The 17891-nt window shown below is 44.6% G+C and carries 14 protein-coding genes; all 14 read left to right on the plus strand.

Annotated elements, in window-relative coordinates; genetic code table 11:
- Positions 1–16 precede the first annotated feature (16 nt).
- The 14 genes from ACUB3H_RS05140 (at position 17) to pfkA (ending at position 17886) form a co-directional block, all read left to right on the plus strand.
- On the plus strand, positions 17–718 hold the full coding sequence (locus ACUB3H_RS05140) for an ABC transporter ATP-binding protein (RefSeq protein ID WP_459129590.1): 702 nt from the start codon (positions 17–19) through the stop codon (positions 716–718).
- Positions 708–2438: a hypothetical protein gene (locus ACUB3H_RS05145; protein WP_459129591.1), complete on the plus strand. Its 1731-nt coding sequence runs from the start codon at positions 708–710 to the stop codon at positions 2436–2438. The genes ACUB3H_RS05140 and ACUB3H_RS05145 overlap by 11 nt, the downstream gene beginning before the upstream one ends.
- Before the next feature lie 17 nt (positions 2439–2455).
- A complete protein-coding gene (locus tag ACUB3H_RS05150) occupies positions 2456–3673 on the plus strand; it encodes an ABC transporter permease (RefSeq protein WP_459129592.1) in 1218 nt (405 codons plus the stop codon).
- Positions 3670–4788 (plus strand): hypothetical protein, encoded by a 1119-nt coding sequence (locus ACUB3H_RS05155; protein ID WP_459129593.1) that lies wholly within the window; start codon positions 3670–3672, stop codon positions 4786–4788. The genes ACUB3H_RS05150 and ACUB3H_RS05155 overlap by 4 nt, the downstream gene beginning before the upstream one ends.
- A 176-nt stretch (positions 4789–4964) precedes the next feature.
- Positions 4965–6914, plus strand: a complete 1950-nt coding sequence (locus tag ACUB3H_RS05160; RefSeq protein ID WP_459129594.1) for an ABC transporter substrate-binding protein — start codon at positions 4965–4967, stop codon at positions 6912–6914.
- A gap of 159 nt (positions 6915–7073) precedes the next feature.
- Entirely contained in the window at positions 7074–8060 is a 987-nt protein-coding gene (locus tag ACUB3H_RS05165) for an ABC transporter permease (RefSeq protein ID WP_459129595.1), read from the plus strand.
- 9 nt (positions 8061–8069) lie between these two features.
- Positions 8070–9917 carry an ABC transporter permease subunit gene (locus ACUB3H_RS05170; RefSeq protein ID WP_459129596.1) on the plus strand — a complete coding sequence of 616 codons (1848 nt, stop codon included), beginning with the start codon at positions 8070–8072 and terminating at the stop codon, positions 9915–9917.
- 8 nt (positions 9918–9925) lie between these two features.
- Entirely contained in the window at positions 9926–10921 is a 996-nt protein-coding gene (locus ACUB3H_RS05175; RefSeq protein ID WP_459129597.1) for an ABC transporter ATP-binding protein, read from the plus strand.
- Positions 10914–11924, plus strand: coding sequence for an ABC transporter ATP-binding protein (locus ACUB3H_RS05180; RefSeq protein ID WP_459129598.1), 1011 nt, complete (start codon positions 10914–10916; stop codon positions 11922–11924). Before ACUB3H_RS05175 ends, ACUB3H_RS05180 begins: the two co-directional genes overlap by 8 nt.
- A gap of 1 nt (position 11925) precedes the next feature.
- The gene (locus ACUB3H_RS05185; RefSeq protein ID WP_459129599.1) at positions 11926–12147 is read left to right on the plus strand and encodes a hypothetical protein; all 222 of its coding nucleotides are present in this window, start codon (positions 11926–11928) and stop codon (positions 12145–12147) included.
- 8 nt (positions 12148–12155) lie between these two features.
- Positions 12156–12539 carry an NUDIX domain-containing protein gene (locus tag ACUB3H_RS05190; RefSeq protein ID WP_459129600.1) on the plus strand — a complete coding sequence of 128 codons (384 nt, stop codon included), beginning with the start codon at positions 12156–12158 and terminating at the stop codon, positions 12537–12539.
- 44 nt (positions 12540–12583) lie between these two features.
- The gene (gene whiA, locus ACUB3H_RS05195) at positions 12584–13492 is read left to right on the plus strand and encodes a DNA-binding protein WhiA (RefSeq protein WP_459129601.1); all 909 of its coding nucleotides are present in this window, start codon (positions 12584–12586) and stop codon (positions 13490–13492) included.
- 57 nt (positions 13493–13549) lie between these two features.
- A complete protein-coding gene (locus ACUB3H_RS05200; RefSeq protein WP_459129602.1) occupies positions 13550–16918 on the plus strand; it encodes a DNA polymerase III subunit alpha in 3369 nt (1122 codons plus the stop codon).
- Positions 16919–16926: 8 nt separating this feature from the next.
- Positions 16927–17886 carry a 6-phosphofructokinase gene (gene pfkA, locus ACUB3H_RS05205; RefSeq protein ID WP_459129603.1) on the plus strand — a complete coding sequence of 320 codons (960 nt, stop codon included), beginning with the start codon at positions 16927–16929 and terminating at the stop codon, positions 17884–17886.
- Positions 17887–17891 lie beyond the last annotated feature (5 nt).

A 17891-nucleotide genomic window follows, 5' to 3' on the forward strand; every position in this document is an offset into this window, starting at 1 on the left:
AAAGAACGAATGAAACATGATAGAACTTCAAAATATCTTTAAAAGCTATGGAAAAAAAGACGTCTTAAAAGGCGTCAATCTCAAGCTAAACCGCGGTGAGATCGCAGGTCTTGTAGGAGAGAATGGAAGCGGAAAAAGCACACTTCTATCGATTATGAGTGGCTTAGAGCGAGCGGACTCGGGAAGTATCCTATATAATGGAAAGCTCATGAGTAGTAAAGAGGACTTGAGTCGCTATGCGGCCTTTGTCCCGCAGGATAATCCTCTCATAGAAGAGCTGAGCGTAAAGGATAATTTAAGGCTCTGGTATGCAGAGAGTCCTATTAAATTAGAAGAAGCGCTAGAAAATGGTCTCCTAAAGGAGCTCGAACTCGACTCCTTTTTACATGACCGCGTTTCGACGCTATCTGGAGGCATGAAAAAGCGCCTCTCCATCGCCTGTGCCTTAGCTTATAATAGTCCCATTTTACTTTTGGATGAACCATCGGCCAGTTTAGACCTCTTAACAAAACGCGATGTTCAGGAGTATACTAAGGAGTACGCCAAAAACGGTGGAACAGTCGTTTTGTCGAGTCACGAGCCCGACGAGTTAATTATATGTAATCGATTGTTCTATCTCGTCGATGGTGTGTTAGTCGAAGCCCCTAGGGGTACAAATATCAATGAAGTGATTAGTCACTTAGAAAAAAAGAGGAGGAACGAATCGAATGGAAGATAATCAAGAAAAGGATCTTCTAACGGAGCAGGTGGAAGAAACAGTCGAAGAAGTAAAGGAGACGGTTGAAGCACCTGTAGAAAATCCAACATGGGAAGAGGTTGAGCCTGTTCAAAAGAACACGAAAAAGAGTAAGGGTCTCATCGCAGGTGTATTAGCTGTGATCCTAGCACTCGCAGTTCTCGGCTTTGCCGGAACAAAGCTCGGTTGGTTTGGTTCAAAGGGTGGAACAGAAGTCGCTAAAAACGATACCGATCGCGTCATCTTTGGTCTTCAAAGCATGGCTGGTGGCGGACTATCCGACAAGAACCAAGAGATTCTAGATCTCAAGACTTTCTTTGAAAATATGCAAAAGGCAGCTTCAGTCGATGCGACACTTACACTCGTTGAAGCACCTATCGTAGAACAACAGTCGGGTTTTGCACTTCCTCAAGGATTGACCTTACACTTCCAATCCAATACAGATAGTCAAAAGAAAGCATCGGAAGCAGTTCTAGGCTTTGGATTTAATGGAAGCGACCTCTTAAGCATGAACGTACACGCTCAAGACGAAGCTGTCACATTTATGGTTCCAGCGCTAACAAAGACGGCTTTTACATTGGATCTTTCTGGCGACCTGAAGTCAAAAATTAAAAATGCACCGCTTCTAAAGGATGCAACCATCGATGAACAAAGTCTCAATAGCTTCGTAGAGGGCTACAAATCGATGATGGCTAATTCAGCCAAGTTCCAAGCGATGGCAGCAGGTGGCATTGGAAATCAATTAGACACCTATCCACTCCTTAAAAAAGCACTCGATGACTTTAAGGCCAACTGGAAGGTAACAAAGATAGAGAGCAAGAAGTTCACATACAATGGCACGGAACAAGACTTTGATGGTTTCAATGTAGAAATTCCTCAAGAGACCTACATCAAGTTCTTAGAAGATATTAAGACCTTCGTTACGACAGAAGAAGCTTTCCAAAAAGACTTCATCGATCCATTCATTGGTACTTCGTCACCGACGATGACCAAAGAGGAATTCATGAAGGGCTTCTCCGATAGTATCGATCAAGCCGTAGCGTCCATTAAGAAAGAAAACCTTCCTGCCTTCACTTTCACAGAATATCTAACCGAAGATAACAAGCTCGTAAGCTTTGAGAGTGAATACAAGGTCAAAGATGAAGGCCTAAAGATCGACGTAAAACAGCTCGGTGGTGCAACACACAACCAAAATGCCGAAATCAAGATCGATGCAGTAAGTGCTGCTGGTGCAACACCTGTAATTCACTACGTAAGTAAGGGTGAAAATACAGGAGATCGCGAAGAGACGAACTTTCAATTTGACGTAAACACGGGTGGACAAAAAGCTGTATTTAGTGGTAAAGAAGCAGTAGACTGGGCTCAAAAGACGCTTAGCTACAGCGTTGGAATGACAGATTCTACGAACAAGAAGTACTTCGAAGCCGTAGCAGAAGGTAAAATGGAAGACATCGTAAAGGGCAAATCCATGACCTTAAACTACGACAAGATCGACGTAGTCTTCTCTGGACAAAAAGCAATTGGCTTAAAGGCTAAGATCAAGCTTTCCAATGAAGTGCCAGAGATTAAAGCACCTGACACAGGAAAGAAAGTGGACGTCTTCCAAGCGACAGAAGAAGATCTGAACGCAGTGATGCAAGAGATTCAATCGAACGCTGTTGGTCTCTACATGCAACTACAGAAGGTGTTCGGACAAAAATAGAAACAGAGGTCCGGCGTATGCTATTCACATTCTTTGAATTACAATTAAAACGCGCATTACGTCAGATCCCCTATGTACTCATTGGAGCAATGCTGCTGTTAGGCTTAACAGCAACCATTGCTTTTCTTTCTTCTAAGGCCCTTTATGGTGATTCGATTACAGGAAGGCTAAGTTTAGGAGTCGTAAGGGATGAAGATCAAAAAGCGGAAGAGCTTATGATCAATGCGCTAAGTCAGCAGGAGACGCTAAAGGCACTCGTAGACTTTAAAGACATCGATGAAGAGGTAGGAAGAAGCGAACTCAAAGAAGGAAAGCTTCAGGCTCTTCTACTTATTCCTGAGGGCTTTGTAAGAGGGATCATCTATGGAAGAAATGACCCGGCAAAGATCCTCTTAAACGAGAATCAGCCCTTAGAGAGTAGGCTCATTCGTGTCGTAAGTGAAGCTGGTGCCAAGACCTTAGGAACGAGCCAGGCTGCACTTTACTCGATGTATGACCTCTATGGAAGTAGGGGAGTAAGTAAAGCGGAAGAAGAGAAGATGAACAAGCGCGTCAACGAAGCGTTCTTAAGCTTTACGCTCGCACGCGATGAGTTCTTCGGTAAGACCCTGATTTCAGCTACGGGTGACGTAAGTGCCGTGCTGTACTTTATCGCGTCTATGAGTGTCCTTTTCATGCTTTTAATGGGCATGATGGATGCCTTCCTCTTAAAACCGCTTCACGAGGGACTACAGAAGAAGTTAGAGATCGAAGGGATAACGACATTTTCGAGGCTTCTCATCGACTGGATCATCGTATCTACGGTCCATTTTCTCTTAAGTATTGTGATCGTCGTTCTTTATAATAGCCAGGCGAAAGGACTTCTTCTCGATGTGATCGATCTCAATGGACTTACGATTTTAAAACTCATGCTCTTAAGCTTTTCCATTAGTGCTTTTATCATCATGATCTATAGCTTCTACAAGGACCGCTTAAGTGCCATGCTCACGCTTTTTGCCTTGAGTTTTGTGATGCTCTTTCTCTCGGGAGGTTTCATTCCAACCTCCTTCTTACCAGGAGCGATTAGAAAGTTGCAGTTTCTACTTCCAACTACCTACTGGATGAAATTTACGCAAGATACCATACTGAATACGATCCACGGACCCCATGTGATCGCTCTCTTTTTCGTGCTATTCGGGTCACTCGCTCTCGCATTTTTCGGCAGACGATATGTCAGAAGGGAGGGACTCCAATGAAGCTTTGGATTTGGTGTGAGCTCAGCTTAAAACGTGCTTTTAAAAAGAAGGGCTTTATCGCTCTTCTAGTAGCCCTCCCCCTTTTAAGTGCCCTCATCTTCTACTGGTCGAGTCATCATACGACGGGCGTAGAGGTAGGCGTTCTCAGGTCCGAAGAGGAAGCCTTTAAGGAAGTGAGTGAAAGGATCCTAAAGAACGAAGGGATGTATCACTTTGTTCTCTACGATGAGAGGGAGGTGCTAGAAGAGGACGTAGCGAATAGAAAGCTTGAAGCAGGCGTCGTTTTTGATGCTTCGGAGGGTTCCCTTGGAACGAAGGTTACGATGCTTATGAGCCCCTCTAGTGTAAGCCAGGGGATCATTGCAGAAATCATCTTTAGTGAACTCTTAGATGTCAAGACCGAAGACGTTTTAAGGGATCTCGTAAAGGAGACGAAGCTCTTCGATTTTGATCTTAAAAAAGCCCAGGAAGATGTGCTTAAATACTATAGTAAGCATCAGGCAAACGGAGGACCGTTTCACTTTAGTTATGAATACCTCGATGGAACCAATGCTGATGAAGCGGGCTTTACGCTCTTTCAGTCGGAAGGCCTTATCGCAATCTTCGTCCTTCTCGGTGCTTGGATTCACGTACTCGAGTGGTATAAAGATGAAAGCAACAGGCTCTATCTCGCATTTTCTACAAAGCGTCAAGCGATCGCAGGCTTCTTAAGCGTGCTCGTTCCGACCTTACTCATCACGATAAGTGGAATACTCGTTCTAATCATTACGGAAGGAAGTCAGGGCATTTTTAAGGGCATAGGCCTCATTCTTTACACGCTCTCTGTCTGCTCCTTACTCTTTGGAGCAAAGGCCTTCTTTCGCTCTCCGCTTCGCTATGCGTCGCTCATTCCTGTCGTCTTACTCGGTTCTATCATCACAAGCCCCATGATTGTTAACGTCGGTAAGTACATTCCTGGGATCCATATTCTCGAGAAATTCTTTTTACCGAGTTATTATTTGAACATGTACAGTGGAAAACTCCTTTGGGGGGCTTTAGGACTCGTGATGTTCATGCTTTTCGGGGCATTTTTATGGTACTTTTTCGTACCAAAAACAGATCGAATGTTACGATAAGGTTAAAAAAATTCTGATTAGAATCAGTTGAATGTGTTACAAAAAAGGGCTAATTTAGCCCTTTCTTCTATATTATATAGTCCTGCCAACTCTGGTTCTTGCAAATCTGTCACTATCGTGATAACATGAAGAAAATGCTAGGGAAACCCCTAGCGTCTATCTAAAAGGAGGAAGGGATGAGTAAAAAACTCACAGTATTCTTACTCGTTGCACTCATGATCGCTACAACTGTTCTTGCTGGATGTCAACCAGCAACAAACGGCGGCAATGCAACAAGTGGAGAACCCCAAGTAAGCGGAGAACCCGCTCAATCAGGAGAACCTACTACAACACCAAGCAATGTAAAGAACGAAGTAATCGTTGGTACAAACACAGAACCAAGTGGTGACTTCGCGACACCATGGTGGCAAAACAACGCTACAGACGTATCTGTTAACAGCCAACTCTACTGGTACGGCACACTCGATACCAACAAAGCTGGTGAGTTCGTTTGGAACAAGACAGTCCTTGCAAAGGATCCTGAAGTTACAGCTAATGAAGACGGTAGCAAGACTTACACATTCACAATCAATGACGGTCTCCAATACAGCGATGGAACACCAATTACAGCAAAAGACTATGTTGCTCAAATGGTTCTATTCTCATCAAAGCAAATGGTTGACCTCAAGGCAAAACCAACAGCTGGTTTCTACCTCGTTGGCTACAATGAATTCAACGAAGGAACAGCTAAGGAATTTGCTGGTGTTCGCCTCTTAGATGACAAGACATTCTCTTTCACACTTGCAAAAGAGAACGTTCCTAACTACTGGGAAATCACACAAGTATCTGCTGGTCCAGAACCACTAAAATTCTGGCTCGGTGAAGAATACGACATCAAAGACGATGGTAACGGTGCTTACATCACACCTGAACTCAAAGTTAACCCAGATGATGACAAAGACCCAATCAAGGTTAAAGTAGACACAGCTCGTTTCGCAGTAGAGCGTCCAACATGCGGACCTTACAAGCTAAAGAGCTATGACCCATCAACAAAGACAGTTGTTCTCGAAAGAGATGAAAACTGGAAGGGTAACTTCGAAGGACAAAAACCATCTATCGATACACTCATCTACAAAAAGGTCGAGTCCGCTACAGCAATGGACGAACTCAAGACTGGTTCTGTTGACCTTCTCGAAGGTATGAGCAGTGGTGATGAAATCAACGCTGGTCTAACAGTTGTTGAAGAATCAAACGGTGGATTCAGCTACGTAGACTACCCACGTAACGGTTACGGCAAACTCCTCTTCACATGTGACCTTTACCCAACAAAGGACGCTGAAGTACGTCAAGCAATCGCTCACCTCTTAGACCGTAAAGACTTCGCTAACTCCTTCACAGGTGGTTTCGGCGGCGTTGTAAACGGACCTTATGGTGACGGCGTTTGGGAATACCAAGAATCAAAATCAGTCATCGATTCACAAATCGATACTTATGAATACTCACTTGACAAGGCTAAAGAGCTTCTTGACAAGGCTGGATGGAACCTCGATGAAAAGGGACAACCATATCCTGGAACAGGTCTCCGTTATAAGAAAGACGAAGCTGGTAAGCTCATGCCACTTAAGATCAAATGGTGTTCTTCCGAGAAGAACCCAGTATCTGAACTTCTCGTTGTTAAACTCATGAAGAACAAAGACGTTGAAGCTGCTGGTATCGTTATCGAACAAGATACCATGGACTTCGATACACTTCTTAACTACCTCTACCGTGACGGTAGCCAAGACAAGAAGTACTCTGTTCCGATCTACAACATGTTCAACCTCGGTTCAGGATTTACACTCGTTTACAACCCAGAGCTCTACTACACAACAAAGCCTGAACTCTTAGCACAAGGTTACAACGAAAACTACATCATCGATCCAGAACTCGAGAAGTTAGCTGATAACCTCGCTAAGGTTGATCCTACAGATAAAGAAGGCTTCTTAAAGAACTTCCAGAACTACATCATTCACTGGAACAAGGCTCTTCCAGACCTACCGCTATACTCCAACATCTACCATGACTTCTTCAACAGCAAGATCAAGGGATACGAGAATAGCGCTACAATCGGAATTCCGATGGCACTTCTCTACTCACACGTTGAGTAATCAAAACAAAATAAGTTCATAGTACTTTGGTATATGGGGCGAAAGCCCCATATACTTTTTAAAAAAACATTTTAAGAAATCGTTACTCCCCATAGGTCGCGTCGCTCGGTTTTAAGGGATTGTAACGTAATCAAATCTCGTTTAGGGAAGGTAGAGACAATGGCTAAATATATTGTCAAAAGAATATTTTACATCATCTTTGTATTCTTTATCATGTCCGTTCTCCTCTTCTTCTTATACAACTCGATTCCCGGCGACCCAGCCCGTGCAGAAGTACAAGAACTAAAGGGTAAAGTTTCCCCTGAGGCTATCGAGAAGGCGTATAAAGAAGCAAGAGCCCGTTATGGACTCGATGATCCACTAATCGTCCGTTATCAAAAATGGATGACAAGACTTCTAACATTAAATCTAGGCTACTCACAAAAATACAAAGCCGACATCAACAAACTAATCGTTCCGCCGATTAAAACGACGGTCTTTATTAATATCTTCGATATCATACTGACGCTTGCGATAACGATACCCTTGGGTATTGTGATGGCGGTGCACAAAAACTCTATTTTTGACCGCACCGTGCAGGCCTTAACCATTGTTGGTTTTAGTGTGCCGACCTTTATCGTCGCACTCGTATTCATCTACTTATTCGCAGTTAAACTGCGCTGGTTCCCTGTTTCTGGTATGAATACACCGAACTTCCAGGGAACTCCTTGGGCCAAATTTGTCGATACCGTTTGGCACATTACGCTTCCAATCATCATCATGATCTTTGGTGCGTTGGCTGGAATGACCCGTTATGTTCGTGCTGCTATGGTCGATGCTCTAAGCATGGACTTCATCCGTACAGCAAGAGCTAAGGGTGTTAAAGAAAAGGTAGTTATCTACTCACACGCTTGGAGAAATGCTCTCCTTCCAGTTATCACTCTGATCATCAGCTGGGTTATGAGTATCTTTGCAGGTTCCCTCATTCTCGAATCGATGTTCAGTCTAAATGGCATGGGAAAATTCTACATTGATGCGCTCATGGCAGGTGACTACAACGTTGCCTTGGCACTTCAAGTTTTCTATATCCTCATTGGCTTAGTTGGAAACCTTATCACAGACTTGAGCTATGGTCTCGTCGATCCACGAGTACGTATCAACGAATAGGAGTGTTTCATGGAAGAAAATAAAACAAACAATCCCGTTGAAGCAAAAGTAGATCAGGCGAAGGCCGATCTTCAAGCTCAAATGAATGATCCTGAGCTTCAAAAGCTCATGAAGGAAGAAACGGTTCAAAGTCCTGGAATTACGATCCTGAAGACGTTCCTAAGTAACCGTCTAAGTGTCATTGCACTTGGCGTGTTCTTTTTCATCTTCGCACTCGTACTCATCGGACCTTTATTCTACCCTGTAGACCTTAGCTTTGTAGAGACGACACAGCAAAATATTGCTCCTGGTCAAAACATGATGGCGATTCCAGCAGCGCTTCAAAAAGCTGATAATCTAACCGATCTCAGCGTTGGACGTAGCTTTGCTGTGGGTCTTGATAAAGACGGTAAGGTTCACGTTTGGGGTGAAACCAATGTTCCAGGTGCAGACATCTTAAAGAAGATGCCAAAAGATGTTCCACAAATGAAAGCTATCTCTGCTGGTTTTGACCACGTAGCTGGTATTACCAAAGATGGTAAATACTTTGGCTGGGGTAATAACCGTCAAAAGCAATCGAAGGCAAATGCTGATGTAAGAAAGGTAAATAACTTTGTAAAAGTCCTTGCTTACCATCAATTCACTTTGCTTCTAGATGCAGATGGAAATAGTAATTACCTCGGTAACACGCACATGGTTGACTACAACCACTATCACGAATATCAAGGTCAATTAAAAGACATCGCTTTAACGAGTGATGCTGCGATTGGTCTATTAAAAGATGGAACACCCGTTTACCTCGGTACAATCGATTCTGCTTATCAGAAGATTCCGGAAGGCGTAAAGCTTACAAAGATCGTCGCTTCTTCTAAGGCTGTTGCTGGTATTACAGAAGAAGGTAAAGTCGTTGTCTGGGGTAACTTGTCATCTAAAGGTGAAGGCAATGTTCCTGAAGAATATCGAAACGGCAGTGATAAGAAAGCAGAACATAAAGTCGTTGACCTACACGCTGGTCAATTCCACTTTATTGCAACGCTCGACAATGGCGATACGGTTTCTTGGGGTGATAACACCTACAAGCAACTCGCTACAGTCAATGGCGTAGAACGTGTTTACACAGGCTACTACCAAAACTACTTTGTTACAAAAGACGGTTCCGTTAAGACAACTGGTCTTAAGGGTTACATTCTAGGTAGTGATGAATTTGGTCGTGACGTTTGGCAACGTATGCTAAACGGTGGACGTTGGACGATGACAATCGGTGCTGTTGCCGTATTGATTTCAACCATCATCGGTATCATCATCGGTGGTATCTCTGGTTACTTCGGTGGCGCAGTCGATATTATCCTTCAACGTATTGCTGAAATCGTCGGCTCACTTCCATTCCTACCATTCGCTATCATCTTGAACGCTATCATCGGTAATAAGATGTCTCCGACACAGCGCGTGTACTTGATCATGATCGTTCTAGGTCTCTTGAGCTGGACAGGTCTACAAGCACTCGTTCGTGCACAAGTATTCAGTGTTCGTGAGCAAGAGTACGTTACAGCTGCTCGTTCACTTGGTATTAAAGAGTCATCAATTATCTCTCGTCATATCATTCCAAACGTCATCTCGATCATCATCGTATCGACAACATTGTCGTTTGCATCTTCCATGCTCAGTGAGTCATCACTATCCTTCCTTGGATTCGGTGTTCAACCACCTATTCCAACCTGGGGTAACATGCTCTTCGGTGCAAACAACTCCGTTGTTATTCAAAGCTTCTGGTGGCGTTGGGTGTTCCCAGCTATTGCCTTGGCACTCACTGTTATCAGTATCAACCTGATTGGTGACGGTCTCCGCGATGCAATCGATCCTAAGAGCCAAGACAGGTAGGAGGAGCTATGGCACTATTAGAAATTAAAAACCTTCATACCTTCTTTAAGACGAAAAAAGGTATTGTAAAAGCTGTAAACGACGTGGATTACTCCATTGAAGCAGGTAAGACACTAGGTCTCGTAGGTGAAAGTGGCTCTGGTAAGAGCGTTTCCGTTATGAGCGTTATTCGTCTGCTCGATGGTAACGGTTATATCGAATCTGGAGAAATCATTTTCGACGGAAAAGATATGATCAACATTCCGCTATCTGAGATGCAAAACATCCGCGGTGATGATATCTCTGTTATCTTCCAAGAGCCGATGACTGCTCTTAACCCTGTATTCACCATTGAAAAGCAAGTTGCTGAGCCTTTTATCATTCACCAAGGCTTAACAAAGAAAGAAGCTGAAAAGAAGGTCGTTGACATGCTCCGCATGGTTCGTATTCCGAACCCTGAAAAGGTAGCAAAGCAATATCCCTTCCAGCTTTCTGGTGGTATGAGACAACGTGTCGTTATCGCTATGGCACTTGCTTGTGAACCCAAACTTCTCATCGCAGACGAGCCTACGACAGCTCTTGACGTTACGATTCAAGCTCAAATTCTTGAACTCATGAACGACCTTAAGAAACGCGTAGGATCCGCTATTATCTTCGTTACGCACGACCTCGCTGTTATTAACGAAATGGCAGACGATGTAGCCGTAATGTACTGTGGACAAGTCGTAGAGAAAGCCTCTGTAGAGACGATCTTTGCTCACGAGGAGACAGTGTACCAGCATCCATATACGGAAGGTTTGATGTTCTCCATTCCGCGTCTCGATACGCCACACGGAACAAGACTTGAACCGATTCCAGGTTCAGTACCTCATCCGCTTGCTCTTCCAAAGGGCTGCAAATTTGCACCGCGCTGTAAGTATGCGACGGAAAAATGCGTTCACGAGGAACCAGAGTTAGTCGAAGTAACTCCAGGTCACGTCGTACGCTGCTTCTATCCGAAGAAGGGAGTACGTTCCAATGGCTGAAAAAGAACTACTATTTAAGCTTGAGCATTTGACAAAGCGCTTCCCAATTAAGAAAGAAAAACTCTTCCAAAAGGAACAATACTTTGTCCATGCGAATGAAGATATCAATCTGGAAATCTATAAAGGTGAAACCCTTGGCCTCGTAGGTGAATCAGGTTGTGGTAAGAGTACACTCGGTCGTACGATTCTCCGCCTCTATCCTGTAACGGAAGGTCACATCTGGTACTACGGAATCGATCCGAATAACCCTGTAGACCTTGCAACCTACTCTGAAAAGGAAATGCGTCCTCTTCGTAAAGACCTACAGATCATCTTCCAGGATCCCTATTCATCACTCGATCCTCGTATGACGATTGGTCAAATTATCGGCGAAGGACCAATTGCCCATGGCATGATTAAGATGGGTACTGACGAATCTCAGAACTACATCCTAAAGGTCATGGAGGAATGCGGACTTGCTCCGTATTTCGTTCACCGTTATCCTCACCAATTCTCTGGTGGACAACGTCAACGTATCGGTATTGCACGTTCCGTAGCGATGCAACCAAAGTTCATCGTAGCAGACGAGCCTGTAAGTGCTCTTGACGTATCCATTCAGTCACAGATCATTAACCTTATGATCGACCTCAAGGAGAAAGAGCAACTCACATACCTCTTCATCTCCCACGACCTCTCTGTTGTTAAGTACATCTCTGACCGTATCGGCGTTATGTACCTTGGACACATGTGCGAGCTCGCTTCTACTGAAGCACTCTTTGAAAAGCGCTTCCACCCATATACAGAAGCACTTCTCGCAGCTATTCCTACGACAGACCTTCGTGAAAAGGTACAAGTTAAGGTTATGGAAGGAGATATCCCATCTCCAATTTTCCCTCCAAAGGGATGTAAATTTAACACACGCTGCCGTTATGCGACAGACAAGTGTCGTGAGGAAGAGCCACAAATGGTCGAGTTAGAGCCCAATCATTTCGTAGCTTGCCATTTCCCGCTCATTAAGAAGTAACATGCTGTTTCCAAAAAAAGTAAAACGAGCATTCGATCTACAAAAGGAACAAAATAAAGCTCGCTATGCTGGACGGGAGAAGGAGCTTGAAGCCTTCAACAATGAGAAGCATGAGCTCGAAAAAGGTGATGCTTTAGCGATCTTCCTTTCAGCAGTCATTGTCTTTGGGCCGATCTTTCTGTTCTTTATCATCTTGCTCGTATTGGTGTATATATCGATGTAGAGGTATTCATGATCATCAGTGCTGGAGGTGTCGTATTAAGAGGCGATAGTGTCCTCTTATTACAAACGAAAAAAGGACGTTGGGTTCTGCCCAAGGGTCATCTCGAAGCCGAAGAAACGACGGCGGAAGCGGCTCTTCGTGAAGTTTATGAGGAGTCAGGTGTTGTCGCTAAGATTGAGGCTGAGCTTGGCTGGGCAAAATATCGATACTATTCCGGAGGCAGACTTCATTCGAAGAAGGTCTTCTGGTATAAGATGCGTCCCGTCACTGGTGATATGACACCACTTCGAGCAGAGGGTTTCGTCGATGTTCGCTATTTCCCGAAAAACGAGATTCCCGAGCAAAAGATGTATGAAAGTGAACTTATTATGGTTCAAAAAGCGCTGGCATAAGCCGGCGCTTTCCTTTTGGGTATGAATACGAGGGTGGAGGAACGATGACAACGTATACGAGTAGATTAAAAGAAGATTTAATTCGAAGATTTCCCGGTGACCTCTATGAGCTCGCTGGATTTTTACATACCATAGCCTCAGTCCACTTGAGAGGACGAGGTATTCTTGACGTCTCCTTTGAAACGGAAAAGAACGTGATAGCACGTCACTACTATAAATATTTGAAAACGGACTTTGGTCTCGACGTTGAGATTCGTCTGGAAGAAGTGGCGGCTAAAAAGCGCTACCGAGTGCTCTCTAAGAACAGCTCGAGACTCTTAAAGGAAGTGGGCATTGTAAAGGAACAAAATGGTGTCCTAGAGCTTGAGAGCGCTATTCCGGCACAAGTTCTACAGTCGGAAGGAGCAAAGAGATCCTTCTTTAGAGGTGCGTTCCTCGCTGGTGGAACGATTGCGGATCCGAATAAAAAGTATGAACTCATGCTTTCTTTTCGATCCAAGGAACTCTCAGAAGCCATGCTAGACCTTCTCATCGAATACGGCTCCTTTGGTCTTACTGAGAGCAGAGGACGCTTTATCGTATACTCCAAAAGCGCAGAAGTCATTAGTGACTTTCTCACCCTCATCGGAGCGACCAAAGAAGCGCTGGAACTAGAGAACATCCGAGTCGTAAAAAGCGTTAAAAATGACATCAACCGTCAAGTGAACTTTGAGACGGCAAACATTGAAAAGACCGTAAAAGCTGCTTCCGATATCACACGTGCCATTGAAAAAATTCAAAGTGTTCGTGGGATTCATACGCTTCCACCATCACTTCAGGAGATCAGTATTCTTCGCTTAGAAGAGCCTGAACTCAGCCTAAAAGAGCTCGGTGAAAAGTGTAATCCACCTATCTCAAAAAGCGGCGTAAAAAACCGCTTGGTGCGCATACAGAAGCTCGCTGAAAAGCTTTAAATTAAGGAATGAATTCGTTCAGATGTTTGTGTATAATGAGAATGAACAGGAGTTCCTATGAAACCATTCGTCCACTTACACGTCCATACGGAATATAGTCTCCTCGATGGCTTTGCTCGCATCGATGAGGTGCTTTTGCGCGCCAAAGAGCTTGAACAACCTGCTCTTGCGATCACAGACCACGGCGTCCTCTTCGGTGCCGTAGAGTTTTTTAAGCGTGCAAAAAAAGTGGGCGTAAAACCGATCATAGGCTCTGAAGTCTACGTTCAATCGAACGATCCTAGAACGAATTACCACCTTGTTCTCCTTTGTGAGAATGAAATTGGATACCGAAATCTCGTTGATCTCGTAAGCAAAGGCTTTACCGATCACTTTTACTATAAGCCTCGCATTACCCTAGAAGAGCTTTCTTCTAGGAGCGAGGGTCTCATTGCACTATCCGCCTGTATGCAAGGTGAGGTTTCTCACAAGCTCCTTTCTGGAGATCTAGAAGGGGCTAAGAAGGCGGCCCTCTTTTATCAATCGATCTTTCCCGGTCGCTTCTATCTTGAAATTCAAGATCAATTTATCCCGATTCAAAAAAACTTAAATCGAATGATTGTAGATCTTTCGAACGAAACGAGTATTCCTCTCGTTGCGACCAATGACGTCCACTACGTAAAAAAGGACGATGCACTCGCACACGACATTCTCCTTTGCATTCAGACGGGTTCCACCCTTCAGGATGCAGAGCGCATGCGCTTTCCCTCTGATGAATTCTACCTTAAGAGTCGTGAAGAGATGGAGGAGCTCTTTTCCTATGCTCCTGAAGCTCTTGATAACACCGCAGACATTGCTGAGAGGTGTCAGTTTGAATTCCGCTTTGGCGAGAGACATCTTCCAAGATACTCGAAAGATCCTGAATTTAACAGCCAAGAGGAACTTGTTCAGTTAGCGAACAAGGGACTTAGAGAGCGCATAAAAGATGTCACCGAAGAGTATCAAAAGCGTCTCGATGACGAGCTCGCTGTCATTCACGAGATGGGTTTTGACGACTACTTCCTCATCGTAAGCGACTACATTCGCTATGCAAAGAGTCAAGATATTGCCGTAGGTCCAGGACGTGGAAGTGCGGGAGGAAGCCTCGTTGCATACGCCCTGTACATACACGATATCGATCCCATCTACTATAATTTGATCTTTGAAGTGTTCTTAAACCCTGGAAGAAGAAACATGCCCGATATCGATACCGACTTTGAAGACGAACGACGTCAAGAGGTCATCGATTACATGTACCGAAGGTATGGTTCTGACCACGTGGCACAGATTGTAACCTTTGGAACCTTAGGAGCACGTGCTGTCGTAAGAGATGTCGGTCGCGTCATGGGACTCGACTACAGCGCTGTCGATAAGGTCGCAAAGGCCATTCCTTTTAATAATAAAATGAAGCTCGATGAAGCCGTTCAAGAGAGCGAGAAGCTTCAGTCCTATATCGAAGAAGACGAATCGATTCGCCTCCTTATAGAAAATGCCAGAAAGCTTGAGGGCGTTCCGCGCCACGCTTCGACACACGCAGGAGGCATCGTCGTAAGTGATGAACCCATGGCACACCATGTGCCACTCTACGTTCACGATGAGACGATAAGCACGCAGTATACGATGACGCTTTTAGAGGAACTGGGACTACTTAAGATGGACTTCTTAGGACTCAGAAATCTAACGGTCATTAAAGATGCGATAAAGATGATTAACGAGGGAGGAAATCCTCTCACGCTAGATGACATTAAAGATAAGGATGAACGCACCTTCGAAATGCTTTCACGCGGTGAAACGCTAGGCGTATTCCAGCTTGAAAGTACAGGGATGCGTCGCTTCATTAAAGAATTTAAACCAGCATCCATTGAAGATATCATCATGGGAATTAGTATCTACAGACCTGGTCCCATGGAGAGTATTCCGACCTTCCTGCGCGTTCGAGGAGGAGAGGCAGTAAATTACCCGCATCCAGAACTTGAGCGCATCTTAAAACCGACCTATTCCGTCATGGTCTACCACGAGCAGCTCCTTCAAATTGTTCAAGCTATCGCAGGTTACGACTTAAAGCAGAGTGACCTCGTAACGCGAGCAATGAAAAAGAAGGATGCGCTTCTCATGCAAGCGGAACGAGAGAAATTTCTCTATGGAACGGATGAAATACCGGGTGCTATAAAGAATGGACTCACCGAAGAACAAGCCAATCGCTTGTTCGATCAGATGGTAGATTTTACAAAATACGCCTTTAAAAAGAACCACGCTACAGGCTATGCTACAATTGCTTATAGGACGGCTTACTTAAAAGCCAACTACCCGAAAGAATATATGGCCTCTCTCATGACGAGTGTCATGGGCTTTGAAAGTAAGCTCATTCAGTACATGGAAGAAGCCAAAGCTCAAGGACTTGAAGTCTTAAAGCCAGACGTCAACTGCTCCTTTGAGCGCTTCTCGATCGAAGAAAAGGGCATTCGCTTTGGACTCTTAGCCGTAAAAAACGTCGGCTACGGACTGATCCATTCGATCATTCGTAACCGCACGAAACCATATGAGAACCTCGACGATTTTCTCTCGCGCCTCGATGTCAATGTCATCAATAAGCGTGCCATTGAAAGCCTCATTAAAGCCGGTGCTCTCGACAGTCTCCATGAGACGAGACGCGGTATGATGCAGCGCTATGAGCAGATTATTGAGAGAATTCAGATGGGATCTCGCGTCAATGCCCAAGGTCAACTCTCTCTCTTCGATGACGTCTTAGAAAAGCCCGTCATCATACCGAACATCGAAGAGTTCGAAAAGAGAGACCTCTTAGAGATGGAAAAGGAAGTCTTAGGGATGTACTTTTCTGGTCATCCTCTAGAAAGCTACCGAGAGGCGAGGGAGAGACTTCAGACTTCGACGCTTCTAGAGCTTGAAGAAAACGATGTCTTTGAACTCGACAACAAACCCATGAAGCTCATCGCCATGGTGAAATCGATCGAATATCGACTCACTCGAAAGGGCGAGAAGATGGCTACCGTCCAATTTGAAGACGAATTTGCTCAAATTGAAGGCGTTGTCTTTGCACGAACACTTAAGGAAACGGAATCGTTACTCTCAAAAGACGCTGTCCTTTTAATCGATGGACGTCTTTCTGTAAAGGACAACGGCTCTGTAAGTCTACTCGTTTCAAAGCTTCAAAAAGTAACCGATGAACGAGAAGAAAAGCTCTTTCTAAAGTGCCCTACACTCGATGAACAGCAAATTTTAGACATAACGACACTTTGTGAAAAAAATCCTGGCTCGACGAAAGTACTCATCTACTTTGAAGATACGCGTGAACTCAGAGAGCTCGCTCGTTACAACGTAACCCCGACCGAATGGTTTCTCGATCAGCTGAAGGCATTCTTAGGAGATGATTCAGTGAAGCTCTATTAGGAGGAGTAATGAAACGGATAGGACTTTTGACTAGTGGAGGCGATTCTCCTGGCATGAATGCAGCCATTCGTGCTGTCGTTCGTACGGGAATCTACCATGGCTTTGAGATTATAGGCATTGAACGGGGATACGATGGACTCTTAAGTGAATCGTTCATTCCCTTAGACTCAAGAAGTGTCAGCGACATTCTCTTCCGCGGCGGAACCATGCTTCGTTCGGCCAGAAGTTTAGAATTTATGGAAGAAGCAGGCATCCAAAAGGGTGTCGAGATTCTTAAAAAGCATGCGATCGAAGCACTCATCGTCATCGGCGGTGATGGATCGTTTCGAGGAGCGAAAAAGCTAAGTCATGCAGGCATTAAGACCATCGGTATCCCGGGAACGATCGATAACGATCTAGGTTATACCGATTACACCATCGGCTTTGATTCAGCCATTACGACCGTGATGGAAGCCGTATCGAATATTCGAGATACCTCGAGCTCCCATGGAAGAGCCTTTGTCGTAGAGGTCATGGGTAGAGACTGCGGAGACATCGCTCTCTATGCAGGAATCATCACCGGAGCAGAAAAGGTCATCGTTCCAGAACTCCCATGGGACTACGAAGACATTATTCAGTCCATGAAGGATCGAAAAAAGGAAGGTAAGAGCCACTACATCATCTTACTTTCAGAGGGTGTAGGAAATCCTTACGAATTTACACAAAAGCTTGAAGAGATGAGCGGCATCTCGACACGCCTTGCGGTCATCGGCCACCTTCAGCGTGGCGGTGCACCGAGTGCTTTTGACCGCATCCTAGCTACTCGCATGGGTGCCAAAGCCATCGACCTACTCATCGAAGGTCATACGGGCGTGGCTGTTGGAATTAAAGGTTCCGACATCATAAGCTTAGACATAGACGAAGCCATTGCTGTGAGAGATCACTTAAATCTAGAGCTCTACGAATTAGCTCAGATACTTGCACGTTAGGAGGG

It is taken from the genome of Guggenheimella bovis (genome assembly GCF_054492335.1).

Bases quoted from the DNA above. Each gene is read 5' to 3' on its own strand.
- ACUB3H_RS05185 (WP_459129599.1), top strand. From the start codon at position 11,926: ATGCTGTTTCCAAAAAAAGTAAAACGAGCATTCGATCTACAAAAGGAA.
- ACUB3H_RS05190 (WP_459129600.1), top strand. From the start codon at position 12,156: ATGATCATCAGTGCTGGAGGTGTCGTATTAAGAGGCGATAGTGTCCTC.
- ACUB3H_RS05175 (WP_459129597.1), top strand. From the start codon at position 9,926: ATGGCACTATTAGAAATTAAAAACCTTCATACCTTCTTTAAGACGAAA.
- ACUB3H_RS05150 (WP_459129592.1), top strand. From the start codon at position 2,456: ATGCTATTCACATTCTTTGAATTACAATTAAAACGCGCATTACGTCAG.
- ACUB3H_RS05145 (WP_459129591.1), top strand. From the start codon at position 708: ATGGAAGATAATCAAGAAAAGGATCTTCTAACGGAGCAGGTGGAAGAA.
- ACUB3H_RS05200 (WP_459129602.1), top strand. From the start codon at position 13,550: ATGAAACCATTCGTCCACTTACACGTCCATACGGAATATAGTCTCCTC.
- ACUB3H_RS05170 (WP_459129596.1), top strand. From the start codon at position 8,070: ATGGAAGAAAATAAAACAAACAATCCCGTTGAAGCAAAAGTAGATCAG.
- ACUB3H_RS05180 (WP_459129598.1), top strand. From the start codon at position 10,914: ATGGCTGAAAAAGAACTACTATTTAAGCTTGAGCATTTGACAAAGCGC.
- whiA (WP_459129601.1), top strand. From the start codon at position 12,584: ATGACAACGTATACGAGTAGATTAAAAGAAGATTTAATTCGAAGATTT.
- ACUB3H_RS05140 (WP_459129590.1), top strand. From the start codon at position 17: ATGATAGAACTTCAAAATATCTTTAAAAGCTATGGAAAAAAAGACGTC.
- ACUB3H_RS05165 (WP_459129595.1), top strand. From the start codon at position 7,074: ATGGCTAAATATATTGTCAAAAGAATATTTTACATCATCTTTGTATTC.
- ACUB3H_RS05155 (WP_459129593.1), top strand. From the start codon at position 3,670: ATGAAGCTTTGGATTTGGTGTGAGCTCAGCTTAAAACGTGCTTTTAAA.
- ACUB3H_RS05160 (WP_459129594.1), top strand. From the start codon at position 4,965: ATGAGTAAAAAACTCACAGTATTCTTACTCGTTGCACTCATGATCGCT.
- pfkA (WP_459129603.1), top strand. From the start codon at position 16,927: ATGAAACGGATAGGACTTTTGACTAGTGGAGGCGATTCTCCTGGCATG.